Origin of the sequence: Dietzia sp. SYD-A1 (genome assembly GCF_015356725.1) — a bacterium.
Taxonomy (GTDB): Bacteria; Actinomycetota; Actinomycetes; order Mycobacteriales; family Mycobacteriaceae; genus Dietzia.
In genome coordinates this window covers 1-16,441 of sequence record NZ_JADDKI010000037.1, presented here as the reverse complement: position 1 = coordinate 16,441, position 16,441 = coordinate 1, and the positions used below count along the sequence as shown (strand labels likewise).

General features: G+C 69.4%; 11 protein-coding genes. All 11 read right to left on the bottom strand.

Going from position 1 to position 16,441, the window contains the following annotated elements; all coding sequences use genetic code 11:
• Positions 1-963, bottom strand: a 963-nt coding sequence (locus tag IY392_RS02200) for a sigma 54-interacting transcriptional regulator (protein ID WP_375292880.1), incomplete at its 3' end; no start/stop codon positions are given.
• A gap of 87 nt (positions 964-1,050) precedes the next feature.
• A complete protein-coding gene (locus tag IY392_RS02195; protein ID WP_017838150.1) occupies positions 1,051-1,506 on the bottom strand; it encodes a carboxymuconolactone decarboxylase family protein in 456 nt (151 codons plus the stop codon).
• A 2-nt stretch (positions 1,507-1,508) separates the two neighbouring features.
• On the bottom strand, positions 1,509-2,543 hold the full coding sequence (locus IY392_RS02190; RefSeq protein ID WP_194860396.1) for a pirin family protein: 1,035 nt from the start codon (positions 2,541-2,543) through the stop codon (positions 1,509-1,511).
• Positions 2,540-3,439, bottom strand: coding sequence for an SDR family NAD(P)-dependent oxidoreductase (locus IY392_RS02185; RefSeq protein ID WP_107757093.1), 900 nt, complete (start codon positions 3,437-3,439; stop codon positions 2,540-2,542). The genes IY392_RS02190 and IY392_RS02185 overlap by 4 nt, the downstream gene beginning before the upstream one ends.
• Positions 3,440-3,524: 85 nt before the next feature.
• Positions 3,525-4,382 (bottom strand): LLM class F420-dependent oxidoreductase, encoded by an 858-nt coding sequence (locus IY392_RS02180; protein WP_107757094.1) that lies wholly within the window; start codon positions 4,380-4,382, stop codon positions 3,525-3,527.
• Between the two features lie 74 nt (positions 4,383-4,456).
• Positions 4,457-5,590: a prenyltransferase gene (locus IY392_RS02175; protein WP_107757095.1), complete on the bottom strand. Its 1,134-nt coding sequence runs from the start codon at positions 5,588-5,590 to the stop codon at positions 4,457-4,459.
• 6 nt (positions 5,591-5,596) lie between these two features.
• Positions 5,597-6,316: a class I SAM-dependent methyltransferase gene (locus IY392_RS02170; protein WP_194860395.1), complete on the bottom strand. Its 720-nt coding sequence runs from the start codon at positions 6,314-6,316 to the stop codon at positions 5,597-5,599.
• Positions 6,310-7,683: a glycosyltransferase family 4 protein gene (locus IY392_RS02165; RefSeq protein WP_107757097.1), complete on the bottom strand. Its 1,374-nt coding sequence runs from the start codon at positions 7,681-7,683 to the stop codon at positions 6,310-6,312. Before IY392_RS02165 ends, IY392_RS02170 begins: the two co-directional genes overlap by 7 nt.
• A 201-nt stretch (positions 7,684-7,884) precedes the next feature.
• On the bottom strand, positions 7,885-11,844 hold the full coding sequence (locus IY392_RS02160; protein ID WP_194860394.1) for a DNA-directed RNA polymerase subunit beta': 3,960 nt from the start codon (positions 11,842-11,844) through the stop codon (positions 7,885-7,887).
• Positions 11,845-11,965: 121 nt separating this feature from the next.
• Complete coding sequence (locus IY392_RS02155) at positions 11,966-15,475, bottom strand: DNA-directed RNA polymerase subunit beta (RefSeq protein WP_194860393.1); 3,510 nt, start codon at positions 15,473-15,475, stop codon at positions 11,966-11,968.
• A 426-nt stretch (positions 15,476-15,901) separates the two neighbouring features.
• On the bottom strand, positions 15,902-16,441 hold a 540-nt coding region (locus tag IY392_RS02150), incomplete at its 5' end, for a hypothetical protein (protein WP_194860392.1).

The following is a 16,441-nucleotide window of genomic DNA, read 5'->3' as shown; positions in this document are numbered from 1 at the left end:
CCGCCTGGCCGCGGCCGCGACGGTCTCGGCGCCGGCGATCGCGAAGCGCGCGGACACGCCGGAGGACTGGTTGACCGACTCCGAGGTCCGCAGTTCGCGCGTGAACCGGGCGAGCAGTTCCATCACGGCGTCCGGAACCTCCGCGGTGAGCTCCGCCTCCTGGCGCACGACCTCGATCTCGTCGGACAGGTCCAGCGGGTAGTGCGTGCGGATCTCGGCGCCGAACCGATCCTTGAGCGGGGTGATGATGCGTCCGCGGTTGGTGTAGTCCTCCGGGTTCGCCGAGGCCACCACCAGGACGTCGAGGGGAAGACGCAGTACGTACCCGCGGATCTGGACGTCCCGCTCCTCCATGACGTTGAGCAGCGCCACCTGGATGCGCTCGGCCAGGTCGGGGAGTTCGTTGAGCGCCACGATCCCGCGGTTCGCGCGGGGTACCAGACCGTAGTGGATCGTCTCCGGGTCGCCGAGGCGCCGTCCCTCCGCCACCCGCATCGGGTCGACGTCGCCGATCATGTCCGCCACGGAGGTGTCCGGGGTCGAGAGCTTCTCGACGTAGCGCTCGGTCCGGTGCCGCCAGTCGATCGCCAGTGAGTCCCCCTCGCGGGCGATCCGCTCCCGCGTCGCCGAGGTGATCGGGGCGAGTGGGTCCTCCCCCAGCTCGGATCCCGCGACGACGGGCGACCACTCGTCGAGCAGGCCCACCAGGGTGCGCAGCAGGCGTGTCTTGCCCTGCCCGCGCTCGCCCAGCAGGACGATGTCGTGACCGGCGATGACCGCCCTCTCGAGTTGCGGGATGACCGTCGTGTCGAAACCGTGCATCCCCGGCCAGGGATCGCGGCCCGCGGCCAGTCCGGCGAGGAGGTTCTCGCGCATCTCCTCGCGCAGGCTGCGGCTGGTGTACCCCGCGGCGCGCAGGTCGCCGAGGGTCTGGACGTCCGGCTTGTCGCTCACGGGGCCCACGGTAGTCCTCCTCGCGGCCCCGTGCCCCGACCCGAGCCGGGCCTGGGTCGGCGGGGATGGGGTGCGACAGGGTGTCGAGGTCGGGATTCAGTCCTCGATCGGCACCCGGTGGTCGCTCGCGATCGACACCCTGTTGAACGCGTTGATCAGGACGATCGACCACTCCAGCGCCGAGAGCTGGTCGTCGTCGAAGTGCTCGGCGGCGGCGGCCGTGGCCTCCTCGCGCTCGGTCACCCCGTCCAACCGCGTGAGGGTCTCGGCCAGGCGGAGCGCGGCGCGTTCGGGGGCACCGAAATCGTCGATGTCCCGCCATGCCGGCAACAGGTCGAGGCGATCCTGCGACACCCCCGCCTTCCGCGCGGCCGGGACGTGCGTGGCCAGACAGGCAGCGCACCCGTTGAGCTGGGAGACCCTGACGTTGACCAACTCGATCAGCGCCTCCTCCAGGCCCGCCCCGGTCGACGCCTCCCGGGAGGCGACCGCGGTGCGGACGAGCTGCTTGTAGACCTCACGCTGGGCGCGGTCCAGCTGCGGGACACCCATGATCAGGCGTCCTTCCCGGTCCGTGCCCGCGCCGCCGGGTTCGCCCTCGGCGTGAGCACGCTGCCGGGCAGCGTGGGCGCGGGGAGGCGGGTGAGCCCGTCGGGGTTGCGCCCGATATACCCGTCGACCCGCCCGAAGCGATCCGACCCGTCCTCCCACTCCTGCCGGTAGCGCACGATCTCGTCGTGGCTGCGGCCGATGAAGTTCCACCACATGACGATCTCCTCGCCGAACGGGGTGCCACCGATGAGGATCATGCGCGCCGGGGTGGATCCGGTGTTGTCGATCGTCAGGGTGGCCTCGCCGACCCCCGTGTAACCCAGTTGCGCGGCGTGGACTGTCACACCCTCGAGCGTGATGTCGCCGGTGTCCACCAGGAGCCCGTGTTCGAACTCCGGGTCGACATCGAGGGTGAGCCGGGCTCCGGGGTCCAGTCGGAGCTCCGCGCCCAGGAGCGGGGTGAAGGTCGCGACGGGCGACGACGAGCCCAGCAACGACCCGATGAAGACCAACGCCGATCCGCCCTCGTACTCCACCCTCTCGGGAACGTGGTGCTCGAACGCCCGGCCGCTGGTCTCGCGGTCCCTCTCGGGCAGCACCGTCCACAGCTGCACGCCGTGCAGAACGCCCGTGTCCTGGGTCGAGACCTCGGTGTGGCAGATCCCCGCTCCGGAGGTCATGAGGTTGACCTCGCCGGGCCGGACCACCGCGTGGTTGTCACCGGAGTCGTGGTGGGTCACATTGCCCTCGAACAGCCAGCTGACGGTCTGGAGTCCGGTGTGTGGGTGGGAGGGCACGTCCATACCGCCGGTGGCCGACACGTCGTCCGGACCGTAGTGGTCGACGAAGCACCAGGCTCCGATCAGAGAGCGCTGACGTTGCGGCAGGGTCCGCCTGACCGTCATCGCGCGCGGTCCGCCGAGGGGCACGTCACGGGAGGTGATGATCTCCACCGCGGCACCGCCCGGTTCGGGTCCGCCGGGTGCTCCCCCCGCCTCGCAGTCGATCTCCTCCGGACGGGCGTCGAGGTTGCTCACGACCGCACCTCCGCGTCGGCCACGCTGGGGCCGTCGGATGCCTCTCGCCCCATCTCGAGCCTGGCGGCGTCGATCCTGCCCCTCAGCGCCGCTCTGAGTGCCCTGTCCACGACCGGGACGGGGAGGAGGTCGAGGAGCCTGCGGCCGAGATCCCATCGCACGGCGTACCGGTGGCGGGGCCGGGCGGTCGTGCCCGCGGTCCACACCGCTTCCGCCAGGAGCCGGGGATCGGCGGCCTTGTCGTCCTCGCCGGCCGCCATCTCCCCTATCACGGCGGCCATGGCGGCGAAGGGCGAACCCGGGAGCGTCGACTCCTGGAAGCGGCGCCGGATGGAGGCGGTCATGCCCGTGCGGAACGGGCCCGGTTGCACGAGCACCACGTCGAGGCCGAGGAACATGAGCTCGCGCCGGAGGGAGTCCCCGTAGGCCTCGATCGCGTGCTTGCTCATGGCGTAGGCGCCGTTCATCGGCATCCCGTGTTGCGGCCCGGTCTCCGAACTGATGAGGACCACCCGGCCGCCGGTGACGCGGAGCAGGTCGAACATCGCGTGCACCGTCCGGACGGTCCCCATCACGTTGACGTCGAGCACCTGCTGCACCCTGTCGGGGTCCGTCTCGGCGAGCGGTCCGATGCCCAGAACCCCGGCGAAGGTGATCAGCGCGTCCAGCCGGCCGTGGTCGGCGCGGACGCGGTCCGCGAGCGCCCGCAGGGACACGGGATCGGTGACGTCGACCGCCACGGGGGTGAGCCCCTCGCCCCCGGCCGGCGGGGTGAGATCGGCCGCGACCACGTGCCACCCGCGGGCGGCGTAGAGCGCGGCCGTGGCGGCACCGAGACCACCCCCGGCTCCGGTGATGACGACGACGGGGGTGTCGGAGGCCGAGGCGGAGGTCATACCGCCGACGGTACCGGCGCGGCGGGTCCGCCGTGAGGGACCCGGGCGCGGGACCCGGTGAATCGGTGAATCGGGCCCCGTTCGGTCAGGCGCCGACGACGAGTCCGAGTTTGCCGGCCAGACGATCGATGTAGGCCAGCACCTCCTCCTCGGACTTGTCCGGGGTCCCGTAGACGAGCTCGTGCACGCCCAACTCGCGGTACATCTCGATCTTCTCGGGGACCGGCTTGCCGTCGAGTACCACGATGTACGGCTCCCCGTCCCGGCCGGCCTGCGCCCACAGCTCCCGCAGCTGCCGGACGCTCCCCGCGATGTCCTGGGAGATCGGGGTGGTCATCCACCCGTCGGCACTGCGGCAGATCCACTTGAAGTTCTTCTCGTTTCCCGCCGCACCGACGAGCGTCCGGGGGCCGCCCTCCTGGACGGTCTTGGGCCAGGCCCAGCTGAGGCCGAAGTCCACGAACCGGCCGTGGTACTCGGCCTCCTCCCGGGTCCACAACTCGCGCATCGCCTCGAGGTACTCGCGCAGCATGGTGCGCCGCAACGCGGGTGGGACGTTGTGATCCGCCATTTCGTCGAGGTTCCAGCCGTACCCCACCCCGAGCACCGTGCGCCCGCCCGAGAGGTGGTCGACCGAGGCGATGGTCTTGGCCAGGGTGATGGGGTCGCTCTCGACCGGGATCGCGACGGCGGTGCCGAGGCGGATCGTCGAGGTGACCGAGGACACCGCGGCGAGCGTGACCCACGGATCCAGTGTGCGGCTGTAGCGCTCGTCGGGCAGCTCGGCCCCGCCGGTTCCCGGGTGCGCGGCCTCGCGCCGGATCGGGATGTGGGTGTGCTCGGGGACGTAGAACGCCGAGAACCCCGCCTTCTCCGCGGCCACCGCGGCCACCGTCGGCCGGATCCCCCGATCACTCGTGAACAGGGTGAGTCCGAATTGCATGGGCGCTCCTCGTGCCGTCGGGATCGCCGACCGACACCTGACCAGACAGGTGTCCAGCGGCGGTTTCCGTCAGACTAGCGCACCGCGGCCGGGATCGGCGGGCACTCCTCGCCCGGGGCGCAGTCGGCCGGATCGCCCGGGGCGCTCTGCAACCGCTGCATGGTGTGGTCGGAGACGTAGCGGAAGATCTCATTGCCCGGCGTGGTGCGCGACAGCGCGTCCGCCGCGAGCAGCACCACCGCCCCCGTCCACGTGCTCAGCTCCACGGGCCAGCGCTTGCCGTCCGCGAACACCAGCCCGGTCCAGTAGGAGCCGTCTGAGTCCCGCAGGTGCTGCATGTTGGTGAACTGCTCGAGGGCCTGGTCGTGCCGGCCCGCCGCCTCGAGGGCGAGCACGAGTTCGCACGTCTCGGCGCCGGTGACCCACGGACGGTGGTCCACGCACCGGATGCCCAGCCCGTCGACGACGAACCGGTCCCAGTGGGCATCCAACCGCTGCTGCGCCTGCTCACCCACCATCACCCCGCCGAGCACCGGGTAGTACCAGTCCATGGAGAACTCGGCCTTGGGGGTGAACAGTTCGGGGTGCGCCCGCAGGGCGTGCCCGAGGGAGTCGGCGGCGGCGTCCCAGTCCGGGGCCGTCTCACCGAGTTCCTCGGCGATCGCGACGCCACACCGCAGGGCGTGGTGGACACTCGAGGACCCCGTGATGAGGGCCTCCTCGCAGAAGCCCTCGTCCCCGGCGCCCCACCACATCTGCCCCTCCGGGCCCTGGAAGGTCAGCACCAGGTCCAGCGCCCTGCGCACCGTCGGCCACATCGACTCCAGGAATCCCTGCCGGGCCGTGACCAGGTGGTGGTGCCATACACCGACAGCGACGTAGGCGCAGAAGTTGGAGTCCGTGTCCGCGTCGACGACGACCCCGTCCTGCCACCGCACCGGCCACGAGCCGTCGCCGCGCTGGGTGTCCCGGAGGAAGCCGTAGGCCCTCTCGGCGGCCTCCCACTGCCCGGCCACGGACAGCCCCATGGCGGACTCCACGTGGTCCCACGGGTCGGTGTGCCCGCCGGTGAACCACGGGATCTCCCCGTTCGGACGCTGCACGGAGGCGATCCACTCGCCGGTGGCCCGCGCCGCGTCGGCGTCGAGCACCCCCGGGACGCTGGGGACGGGACGGGACCGGTCTACTGCGGTGTCGGAGGTGAGCACTGACGATCAGGCCTCCGCGGGCTTGCGGAGGTAGAACACGATGGATTTGCCCATCACCGGGTTCAGGACCTTCTCGGCGGTCCGGGTGAGCCAGGGCCCCTTCATCAGGTCCCACACCAGGAGCTTGTGGTAGGCCTTGGGCAGCGGGTGGTCGTCGTTCTCCGTGCCCACCGCGCACTTGAGCCACCAGTAGGGGGCGTGCAGCGCGTGCGCGAAGCCGGTGCCGGTGACCTCCAGGCCCGCGGCGCGCAGCTTGTAGCCCAACTCCTCGGCGGTGTAGATGCGGCAGTGTCCGCCCGGGTTCGAGTGGTAGGCGTCCGAGAGCTTCCAGCAGAGCTTCTCCGGCCACTCGCGCGGCACGGTCACCGCGGCGACCCCACCCGGCTTGAGGATCCGCACCAACTCGGCGATCGCCCGGGTGTCCTCCGGGACGTGCTCGAGAACCTCGGAGATGAGCACCAGGTCGAAGGTGTCGTCCTCGTAGGGCATGTCCAGCGCGTCACCGGTGACGGCCTCCCCCTTGGAGGTGGGCAGCCCCTCTCCCTCGGCCTCCATCGCGGCGAGCATCTCGGTCACCTGACGCATCTCGTCGGCGTTCTGGTCGAAGGCCGTGACGTCGGCTCCGCGGCGGTACAGCTCGAAGGTGTGCCGTCCGAGGCCGGCCCCCACGTCGATGGCTCGCATGCCGGGGGTGACCCCCAGACGGTCGAAGTCTGCGGTCAACATGCGGCGTCCTCCTGCTCACGGATGTCGTACTCCCCGGGATCCGGGAGCACCTCGGACACGTCGTCGGTGACGTGCTCGTCTAGCTCTGCCTGGTCCGGCCCGATGACCGGTCCGGCGGTGAGGTCCGGGAGCGTCTCGCCCCGGACCCTGGCGATCGCCGTCTCGTAGACCTCGACGGTCCGCCGTGCCACGGCGGCCCAGCTGTACCGCTCCATCACCCGCTGCCGCCCGCCGCGCGACAGGCGTCGTCGCTCGATCGGATCGGACAACAACGCGCTGATCTCGCGGGCGAGCCCGTCGACGTCGCCGGGCTCGACGAGCCGGGCGGCGATGTCGTCGGTGCCGACGACCTCCGGGAGAGCGCCCGCGCGGCTGGCGATCAACGCACAGCCGCTCGACATGGCCTCGACCGCGGGCAGCGAGAAGCCCTCGTACATGCTCGGAACGACCGAGATCTCCGCCGTGCCCACGAGCTCGGCCAGCTCGTCGTCGTCGACCCCCGACACCAGGTCGACCGCGTCGCGGAGCCCCAGCGAGTCCAGCAGCCTGGCGGCCTCCCCCTTGCGCTTGAGCTTGGAGACGAGTGTCAGCCTCACCCCCGGATGGTCCCGCCGGACCTTCGCGAGCGCGCGCAGCAGGATCGGCACACCCTTGAGCGGCTGATCGGCGCTGGCCACGCACACCAGCCGGCCGGGCTCGCGGTCTCGTCGATCGTGGAAACGGTCGGTGTCGACCCCAAGTGGGATGGTCACGATCCGGTCGGGGTCCACACCGAAGTCGGACGCGATGTCCTCGGCGGAGTTGCTGGAGACGGTGATGATCTCCTCGAGCTTCCGGGACACGCGGATCTGCATGCCGAGGAAGCCGAACCAGCGCCAGGTGGTGATCTTCTTGCGCCAGGGAGCCTCCTTCATGGCGAGGTCGCGATCCCGGGTGATGGGGTGGTGCACCGTGGCGACGACCGGGAACCCGGCCTCCTCGAGCGCCAACAGTCCACTTCCCAGGCACTGGTTGTCGTGCACCACGTCGAAGTCGGCGAGCCGCGGTGTGAGGGCACGGGCCGCACGGAGACTGAACGTGCGCGGCTCCGGGAACCCGGCGGTCCACATCGTCACCACCTCGAGGAGGTCGATCAGGTCGCGGATCTCCCGGGGGTGCGGCGTGCGGAACGGATCGGCGTCGTTGTACAGGTCCAGGCTCGGCACCCTGGTGAGCGTCGGCCCCGGGTCGAGCTCGGGGTACGGCTGTCCGGAGAACACCTCGACGGTGTGACCCAGTGCGGCCAACTCGCGACTGAGGTGCCGGACGTAGACGCCCTGCCCGCCGCCGTGTGGCTTGCTCCTGTACGAGAGCAGTGCGATGCGCACGGTCTATCGCTCCCCTTCCGGTCATCCGGCCCCGGTACGCCGCGAGGACCGCGGCGGCTCAGGGCACATCGAGCAAGTCTAGAACACGTTCGCGGCCAGCGACGACACGGCCGGGGCCGACGCACCGGACCCCCGGGCGCTCGGGGCGTCCGGGGGTCCGGTGGTGGTGCGTGCCGGCCGATGGCCGCCGGTGGGGTCGGCTCAGTACCCCAGGTCGTCCAGGCGGACCGACGCGCCGGTGGCGTCGCCGAATCCGTCCTCGGGACCGTAGAACCCATCGCCGTAATCCGGGATGGAGTAGGCCGCCGCGCGGGCCTCCTCGGTGGGCTCGACCGTCGAGTTCCGGTACCGGTTGATGCCGGTACCCGCCGGGATGAGCTTACCGATGATGACGTTCTCCTTGAGGCCCACGAGCTTGTCCGAACGCCGGTTGATGGCGGCGTCGGTGAGCACGCGGGTGGTCTCCTGGAAGGAGGCCGCCGACAGCCACGAGTCCGTGGCGAGCGAGGCCTTGGTGATACCCATGAGGACCGGGCGCGCCGAGGCCGGCGAGCCGCCCTCGGTGAGGACGCGCCGGTTCTCCGCGGTGAGCTCGGCGCGCTCGACCAGGGCACCGGGCAGGAACTCGGTGCTGTTGGACTCGTTGATCGCGACCCGACGCATCATCTGGCGGACGATCACCTCGAGGTGCTTGTCGTGGATCGACACGCCCTGCGCGCGGTAGACCTTCTGCACCTCGTCGACGAGGAACTTCTGGACACCGTTCGGGCCCAGGATGGCCAGCACCTCGTGCGGGTCGGCCGGGCCCTCGAGCAGCGGCTGCCCGCGGTCGAGGTGGTCACCGTCGACGATCGGGCGGGAGGACCCGTCGTCGAGGACGATGTGCGCGAGTCCCTGACGCTTGGACAGCTTCTCGTACACGATCTCGTCCGCGCCGTTGTCCGGCACGATCGTGATGGTGTAGAAGCGCTCCTCCTCCTCGAGGCGGATACGGCCCGCCTCCTCGGCGATCGGGGCCTTGCCCTTGGGCACGCGGGCCTCGAAGAGCTCCTGCACACGCGGCAGACCGCCGGTGATGTCGTCACCGACGCCACCCTGGTGGAACGTGCGCATGGTCAGCTGCGTGCCCGGCTCACCGATGGACTGGGCGGCGACGATGCCGACGGCCTCACCGATGTCGACCAACAGACCGGTCGCCATGGACCGTCCGTAGCAGGTGGCGCAGACACCCGTACCCGTGGTGCAGGTGAGGACCGAGCGGACCTTGACCTTCTCCACTCCGGCGGCGATGAGCGCCTCGATGGTCGGGTCGCCGAGGTCGGTGCCGGCGGCCACGATGACCGACCCGGAGGCGTCGACCGCGTCCTCCGCGAGCGTGCGGGCGAACGTCGAGGTCTCGACGTGCTCGTCCCGCGAGAGGGCACCGGTCTCGACCCCGTGCGCGTCCACCTCACGGCGGGCGATGACGGTCTCGATGCCCTTGCTCGTCCCACAGTCCGTCTCGCGGACGATGACGTCCTGCGAGACATCGACGAGACGACGCGTGAGGTAGCCCGAGTCGGCCGTACGGAGCGCCGTGTCGGCCAGACCCTTGCGCGCGCCGTGCGTGTTCATGAAGTACTCGAGCACGGTCAGACCCTCGCGGAACGAGGACTTGATGGGCTGCGGGATGAACTCGCCGTTCGGACGCGTCACCAGGCCCTTCATGCCCGCGAGCGAGCGGATCTGGGTCATGTTGCCCGCCGCGCCCGACTTGACGATCGTCGGGATGGGGTTGGAGTCCGGGTAGTTGGCCTCCATGGCCTGACCGATCTCGTCGGTGGCCTCCTGCCAGAGCTTGACCAGGTCGCTCTTGCGCTCCTCGTCGGTGATCTTGCCCAGGCCGAACTGCGACTCGAGGCGAGCCGCCTTGGCGTCGTACGAGGCGAGGATCTCCTTCTTGGCCGGCGGGACCAGCACGTCGGACATCGCGATGGTGACGCCCGAGCGGGTGGCCCAGTAGAAACCGGTGTCCTTGAGCTTGTCCACCGTCTGCGCGACGACGATCATCGGGTACCGCTCGGCGAGGTCGTTGATGATCACGGCCTGACGCTTCTTCGGCATCTGCTCGTTGACGAACGGGTAGTCCGCCGGGAGCAGCTCGTTGAACATCACGCGACCCAGCGTGGTCTCGGCCATCCACTCCTGGCCCTGGCTCCACCCCTCGGGGAACAGCTCGGCCTCGATCTGGGCGGGGGGCCGCTGGTGCGTCATCCGCACCCGGATCGGCGCGTGGATGTCCAGCACCCCCAGGTCGACGGCCATGATGGCCTCCGCCGGGGTCGAGTACACGCCGGTCGCCGGGGCGTCCTGCGTGGCCGGGACATAGGCGCCCGTGGCCCCCTCGTCGAGCCGGGTCAGGTAGTACAGACCCGTCACCATGTCCAGACGCGGCATGGCGAGCGGGCGGCCCGACGCCGGCGACAGGATGTTGTTCGAGGCGAGCATGAGGATGCGGGCCTCGGCCTGCGCCTCCGCGGACAGCGGCAGGTGCACGGCCATCTGGTCGCCGTCGAAGTCGGCGTTGAACGCCTCGCACACGAGCGGGTGGAGCTGGATGGCCTTGCCCTCGACGAGCTGCGGCTCGAACGCCTGGATGCCGAGGCGGTGCAGCGTGGGCGCACGGTTGAGCATCACCGGGTGCTCGGCGATGACCTCTTCGAGCACGTCCCACACCTGGTCGCGCTGACGCTCGACCATCCGCTTGGCGGACTTGATGTTCTGGGCGTGGTTGAGGTCCACCAGCCGCTTCATGACGAACGGCTTGAAGAGCTCGAGAGCCATGAGCTTGGGGAGACCGCACTGGTGCAACTGGAGCTGCGGACCCACGACGATGACGGAACGACCCGAGTAGTCGACGCGCTTGCCGAGCAGGTTCTGACGGAACCGGCCCTGCTTGCCCTTGAGGAGGTCCGAGAGCGACTTGAGCGGCCGGTTGCCCGGCCCCGTGACGGGCCGGCCACGACGACCGTTGTCGAACAGCGCGTCCACGGACTCCTGCAGCATCCGCTTCTCGTTGTTGACGATGATCTCGGGGGCACCGAGATCCATCAGCCGCTTGAGACGGTTGTTGCGGTTGATCACGCGGCGGTACAGGTCGTTGAGGTCCGAGGTGGCGAAGCGCCCACCGTCGAGCTGGACCATCGGACGCAGCTCCGGCGGGATCACCGGGACGGCCCCGAGCACCATCGCGGCCGGGTTGTTGCCCGAGCGCAGGAACGCGGAGACGACCTTGAGACGCTTGAGGGCGCGGATCTTCTTCTGGCCCTTGCCGTTGCGGATGATGTCGCGCAGGCTCTCGGCCTCGCTCTCGAGGTCGAAGTTCTCCAGCAGCGACTGGATCGCCTCGGCACCCATCCCGCCCTCGAAGTACTCGCCGAAGCGGTCCTCGAGCTCGCGGTAGATGCTCTCGTCGACGATGATCTGGTTGACCTCCAGCTTGGTGAAGGTGGTCCAGATCTCCTCGAGACGGTCCAGCTCACGCTGGGCCGACTCGCGGATCTTCTTCATCTCCTTCTCGCCGCCGTCCTTGACCTTGCGGCGCTGGTCGGCCTTGGCACCCTCGGCCTCCAGCTCGGCCAGGTCGGCCTCGAGCTTCCTGGCGCGTGCCTCGATGTCCGAGTCCCGCTCGTCCTCGATGATCTTGCGCTCCTCGAGGATCTGCGCCTCGAGGGTGCTGAGCTCGTTGTGGCGCAGGTCGGAGTCCACGCCGGTGATGACGTAGGCCGCGAAGTAGATGATCTTGTCGAGGTCCTTGGGCGCGAGGTCCAGGAGGTAACCCAGCCGCGACGGGACGCCCTTGAAGTACCAGATGTGGGTGACGGGCGCGGCCAGCTCGATGTGGCCCATCCGCTCACGACGCACCTTGGCGCGGGTGACCTCGACGCCACAGCGCTCACAGATGATGCCCTTGAAGCGCACGCGCTTGTACTTGCCGCAGTAGCACTCCCAGTCCCGGGTGGGGCCGAAGATCTTCTCGCAGAACAGGCCCTCCTTCTCCGGCTTGAGGGTGCGGTAGTTGATGGTCTCCGGCTTCTTGACCTCGCCGTAGGACCAGTTGCGGATGTTCTCCGCCGTCGCCAGGCTGATGACCAGCTCGTCGAAGTAGTTGACGTCCTGCACGTAGGCGTCCTTTCCCGTATGGGATGGTGGCGGGCCCCTCGCGGGGTGGGGCCGGTACGGGGCCCGCCGTGGTGATACTGACTCTGTCGGATGCGGGGCGTCGGTTGCGCGCCCCAGGCGCCTACTGCGCCAGCTCGTCCGCCGCCGAGGACTCGTCCCGGGAGAGGTTGATCCCCAGGTTCGCGGCGGTGCGGTCGAGGTCGTCGTCCTCGGCGCCCTCACCCAACGAGACCGCCTGACCGTCGCTGGAGAGCACCTCGACGTTGAGGCACAGCGACTGCAGCTCCTTGAGCAGGACCTTGAACGACTCCGGGATCCCGGGCTCGGGGATGTTCTCCCCCTTGACGATCGCCTCGTACACCTTCACCCGGCCCACGACGTCGTCGGACTTGATCGTGAGCAACTCCTGGAGCGTGTACGCGGCACCGTAGGCCTGCATCGCCCAGCACTCCATCTCACCGAAGCGCTGGCCACCGAACTGGGCCTTACCGCCGAGCGGCTGCTGGGTGATCATCGAGTACGGACCCGTGGAGCGGGCGTGGATCTTGTCGTCCACCAGGTGGTGCAGCTTGAGGATGTACATGTACCCCACGGACACCGGGTACGGGAAGGGCTCACCCGACCGACCGTCGATCAGGGTCGCCTTGCCGTCGGCCTCGACCATCCGCTCGCCGTCGCGGTTCGGGAGGGTGCAGCCGAGCAGGCCGGTGATCTCCGTGTCCGCCGCGCCGTCGAAGACGGGCGTGGCCGTGTTGGTGCCGGCCTCGACGCTGTGGATCTCCTCCGGCAGCTTGGACGCCCACTCGGGGAGGGAACCGTCCGCCTCGCGGGGCACCTCCCAGCCCGCCTTGGCCAACCAGCCGAGGTGGGTCTCCATGATCTGACCGATGTTCATACGACGCGGGACGCCGTGCGTGTTGAGGATGATGTCCACGGGCGTGCCGTCGGGCATGAACGGCATGTCCTCGGCGGGGAGGATCTTGCCGATGACGCCCTTGTTGCCGTGGCGGCCGGCGAGCTTGTCGCCGTCCTGGATCTTGCGCTTCTGCGCCACGTAGACCCGGACCAGCTCGTTCACGCCGGGGGGCAGGTCGTCGTCGTCGTCACGCGAGAACACGCGGACGCCGATCACCTTCCCGGACTCGCCGTGGGGCACCTTGAGCGAGGTGTCGCGCACCTCGCGCGCCTTCTCACCGAAGATCGCGCGCAGCAGGCGCTCCTCGGGGGTGAGCTCGGTCTCGCCCTTGGGCGTGACCTTGCCGACCAGCACGTCGCCGTCACGGACCTCGGCGCCGATGCGCACGATGCCGCGGTCGTCCAGGTCCGCCAGGACCTCGTCGGAGACGTTGGGGATGTCGCGGGTGATCTCCTCGGCGCCCAGCTTGGTGTCGCGGGCGTCGATCTCGTGCTCCTCGATGTGGATGGACGTGAGCACGTCCTCCTCCACGAGTCGCTGCGAGAGGATGATCGCGTCCTCGTAGTTGTGGCCCTCCCACGGCATGATCGCCACGAGCAGGTTCTTGCCGAGCGCCATCTCGCCGTTCTCGGTGCAGGGTCCGTCCGCGAGGACCTGACCGGCCTCGACGCGCATGCCCTCGTCCACGATCGGCTTCTGGTTGGAGCACGTGCCCTGGTTGGACCGCGCGAACTTGGCCAGGCGGTAGGTCTGACGTCCGCCGTCGTCGTCCATGACGGTGATGAAGTCGGCCGAGACCTCCTCCACCACGCCCGCACGGGCGTTGACGACCACGTCGCCGGCGTCCACGGCCGCGCGCAGCTCCATGCCGGTGCCGACGAGCGGCGACTCGGACCGCACGAGCGGGACCGACTGACGCTGCATGTTCGCGCCCATCAGGGCACGGTTGGCGTCGTCGTGCTCGAGGAACGGGATCATGGCGGTGGCCACGGAGACCATCTGCCGCGGCGAGACGTCCATGTAGTCGACATCCGTGCCCGCGACGACCTCGACGTCACCGTGCTTCTTGCGCACGAGGACGCGGTCCTCGACGAACCTGCCGTTCTCGTCGATCTCCGAGTTGGCCTGCGCCACGACGTGGCGGTCCTCCTCGTCGGCGGTGAGGTAGTCGACCTGGTCGGTGACCGCGCCGTCGACGACCCGGCGGTACGGGGTCTCGATGAAGCCGAACGGGTTGACCCGGGCGTAGACCGAGAGCGACCCGATCAGACCGATGTTCGGACCCTCGGGGGTCTCGATCGGGCACATGCGGCCGTAGTGCGAGGCGTGCACGTCGCGCACCTCGAGGCCGGCACGCTCACGCGACAGACCACCGGGGCCCAGGGCGGACAGGCGCCTCTTGTGGGTCAGGCCCGACAGCGGGTTGTTCTGGTCCATGAACTGCGACATCTGGGAGGTTCCGAAGAACTCCTTGAGCGCGGCGGTGATGGGCCGGATGTTGATCAGCGACTGCGGGGTGATCGCCTCGGAGTCCTGCGTGGTCATCCGCTCACGGACCACGCGCTCCATCCGGGACAGGCCCACGCGGACCTGGTTCTGGATGAGCTCGCCGACGGTGCGCAGACGACGGTTCCCGAAGTGGTCGATGTCGTCGACGTCGACCGGGACCTCGCGGCCACCCGGGACCTGCATCGAGGTCTCGCCCGCGTGGAGGCGTACGAGGTACTCGATGGTGGCGGCGATGTCCTCACGCGTGAGCGTGGTGGTGTCGTCGCCCTCGGGATCCGGCAGACCGAGCTTGCGGTTGACCTTGTAGCGGCCGACGCGGGCCAGGTCGTAGCGCTTCTCCTTGAAGAACAGGTTCTCCAGGAGCGCCTCCGCGGACTCGCGGGTCGGCGGCTCGCCCGGACGCAGCTTGCGGTAGATCTCGAGCAGGGCCTGATCCGTGTCCTCGACCGTGTCCTTCTCGAGGGTGGACATCATGATCTCGGAGAAGCCGTAGCGCTCCTTGATCTCGGTGGTGGTCCAGCCGAGGGCCTTGAGCAGCACGGTCACGGACTGACGGCGCTTGCGGTCGATACGCACACCGACCGTGTCGCGCTTGTCCACATCGAACTCCAGCCACGCACCGCGCGACGGGATGACCTTCACGGAGTGGACGTCCCGCTCCGTCGACTTGTCGCGGCTCCGGTCGAAGTACACGCCGGGCGAGCGGACGAGCTGCGAGACGACGACGCGCTCGGTGCCGTTGATGATGAACGTGCCCTTGTCCGTCATCATCGGGAAGTCACCCATGAAGACGGTCTGCGACTTGATCTCGCCCGTCTCGGTGTTCTCGAACTCGGCCGTGACGAACAGGGGCGCCTCGTACGTACGATCCTTCTCGCGGCAGTCCTCCATCGAGGCCTTGACCTCTTCGAAGTACGAATCGGAGAACGAGAGCGACATGGATCCGGAGAAGTCCTCGATCGGGGAGATCTCCCTGAGGATCGACTCCAGGCCTCCCTCGAGGTTCGTGACGCCGCGGGACGCGGCCCTCTGCTGCCACTCCTCCGACCCGATGAACCACTCGAACGACTCCGTCTGGAGGTCGAGCAGTCCCGGGACCGGCAACGGCTCGGAGAGTTTCGCGAACGAGACCCTCCGGGGCGCACCGGGAACGGTGGAAACTGACTTGGTCTGGCGGGAGACTGCCAAGATGGGTCCTTCCAGCACCTCACGTGATCACCACGGGCGGTGACCACAGATGTATCTGCGAGCGGTCCGCCGACGGGTATCCACCCGAATCCGACCCGGTCGAGGACTCGAAGAGCACCCGGTGGGACCGGGGACGAGCCATCACGGACGGACGAGAGTGCAAATAGCAGCCAGCGCAACGACCTAATCTAGCGGATGGCGGCGCGGAAGTCCAGCCGTCGACGGGGGTGCCCCCGGAGGCTGTGTGCGGGCGGGTGCGCCGTCCGTCCCTGCGCTGGTTGCCCTCGTGGCTCTCGCCTCATCGGCCCCCGGTCGGGACGTCGCACCTGCGGGCGATCTGATCGCCCGACGCCCCTAAAGGGTGACGGGTCGACGGCCGTTCGTCAAGGATCTCGTCCGGTCCGGCCCGGAGATGCCCCGCGACCGGGCCCGCCCGACCGCCCGTCAGGAGGGGAGGTCGGGGATCCGTGACAGCTTCCACACCCCGTCGATCCGGTCGAGACCGACCAGATACGTGCCGCTGGTGCTGCCGGCCGCGATGCCGTCGCGGGTCATCGAGACGTCCTGCACCAGGAGCACCTCGGCCTTGTCGCCGTCGAGATAGGACAGACCGGCCTCACGGACCTGTGCCTCGACGGCGGTGGCCGACTGCTCGTAGCTGTCGCGCAGAGCGGGCCAGTTCTGGTCCAACTCGGACACGAGCTCCGGGGTGAGGAACTCTCCGAGTGAGTCGTGGTACTCGTCCAGCGCCTCGTGGTCGATCGCGACCAGTCGTTGGACGTTGGTGCTCGCCGCGGTGAGGACCTCGTCGGTGACCGCCGGGTCGACGAACGCCTGGTTGTCCACGTCGACCCCGGGCTCGGTGGCCAGGAACGCCCCGGTCGCCCCCGCCACCAGGCCCACCGCCAGCGCCGCGTACGCGAGGGTCCTGCCCGAGAACGCCCGGCGGGCCGGCCGGGCGGACCCGGTGTCGGTGTCGGTGGC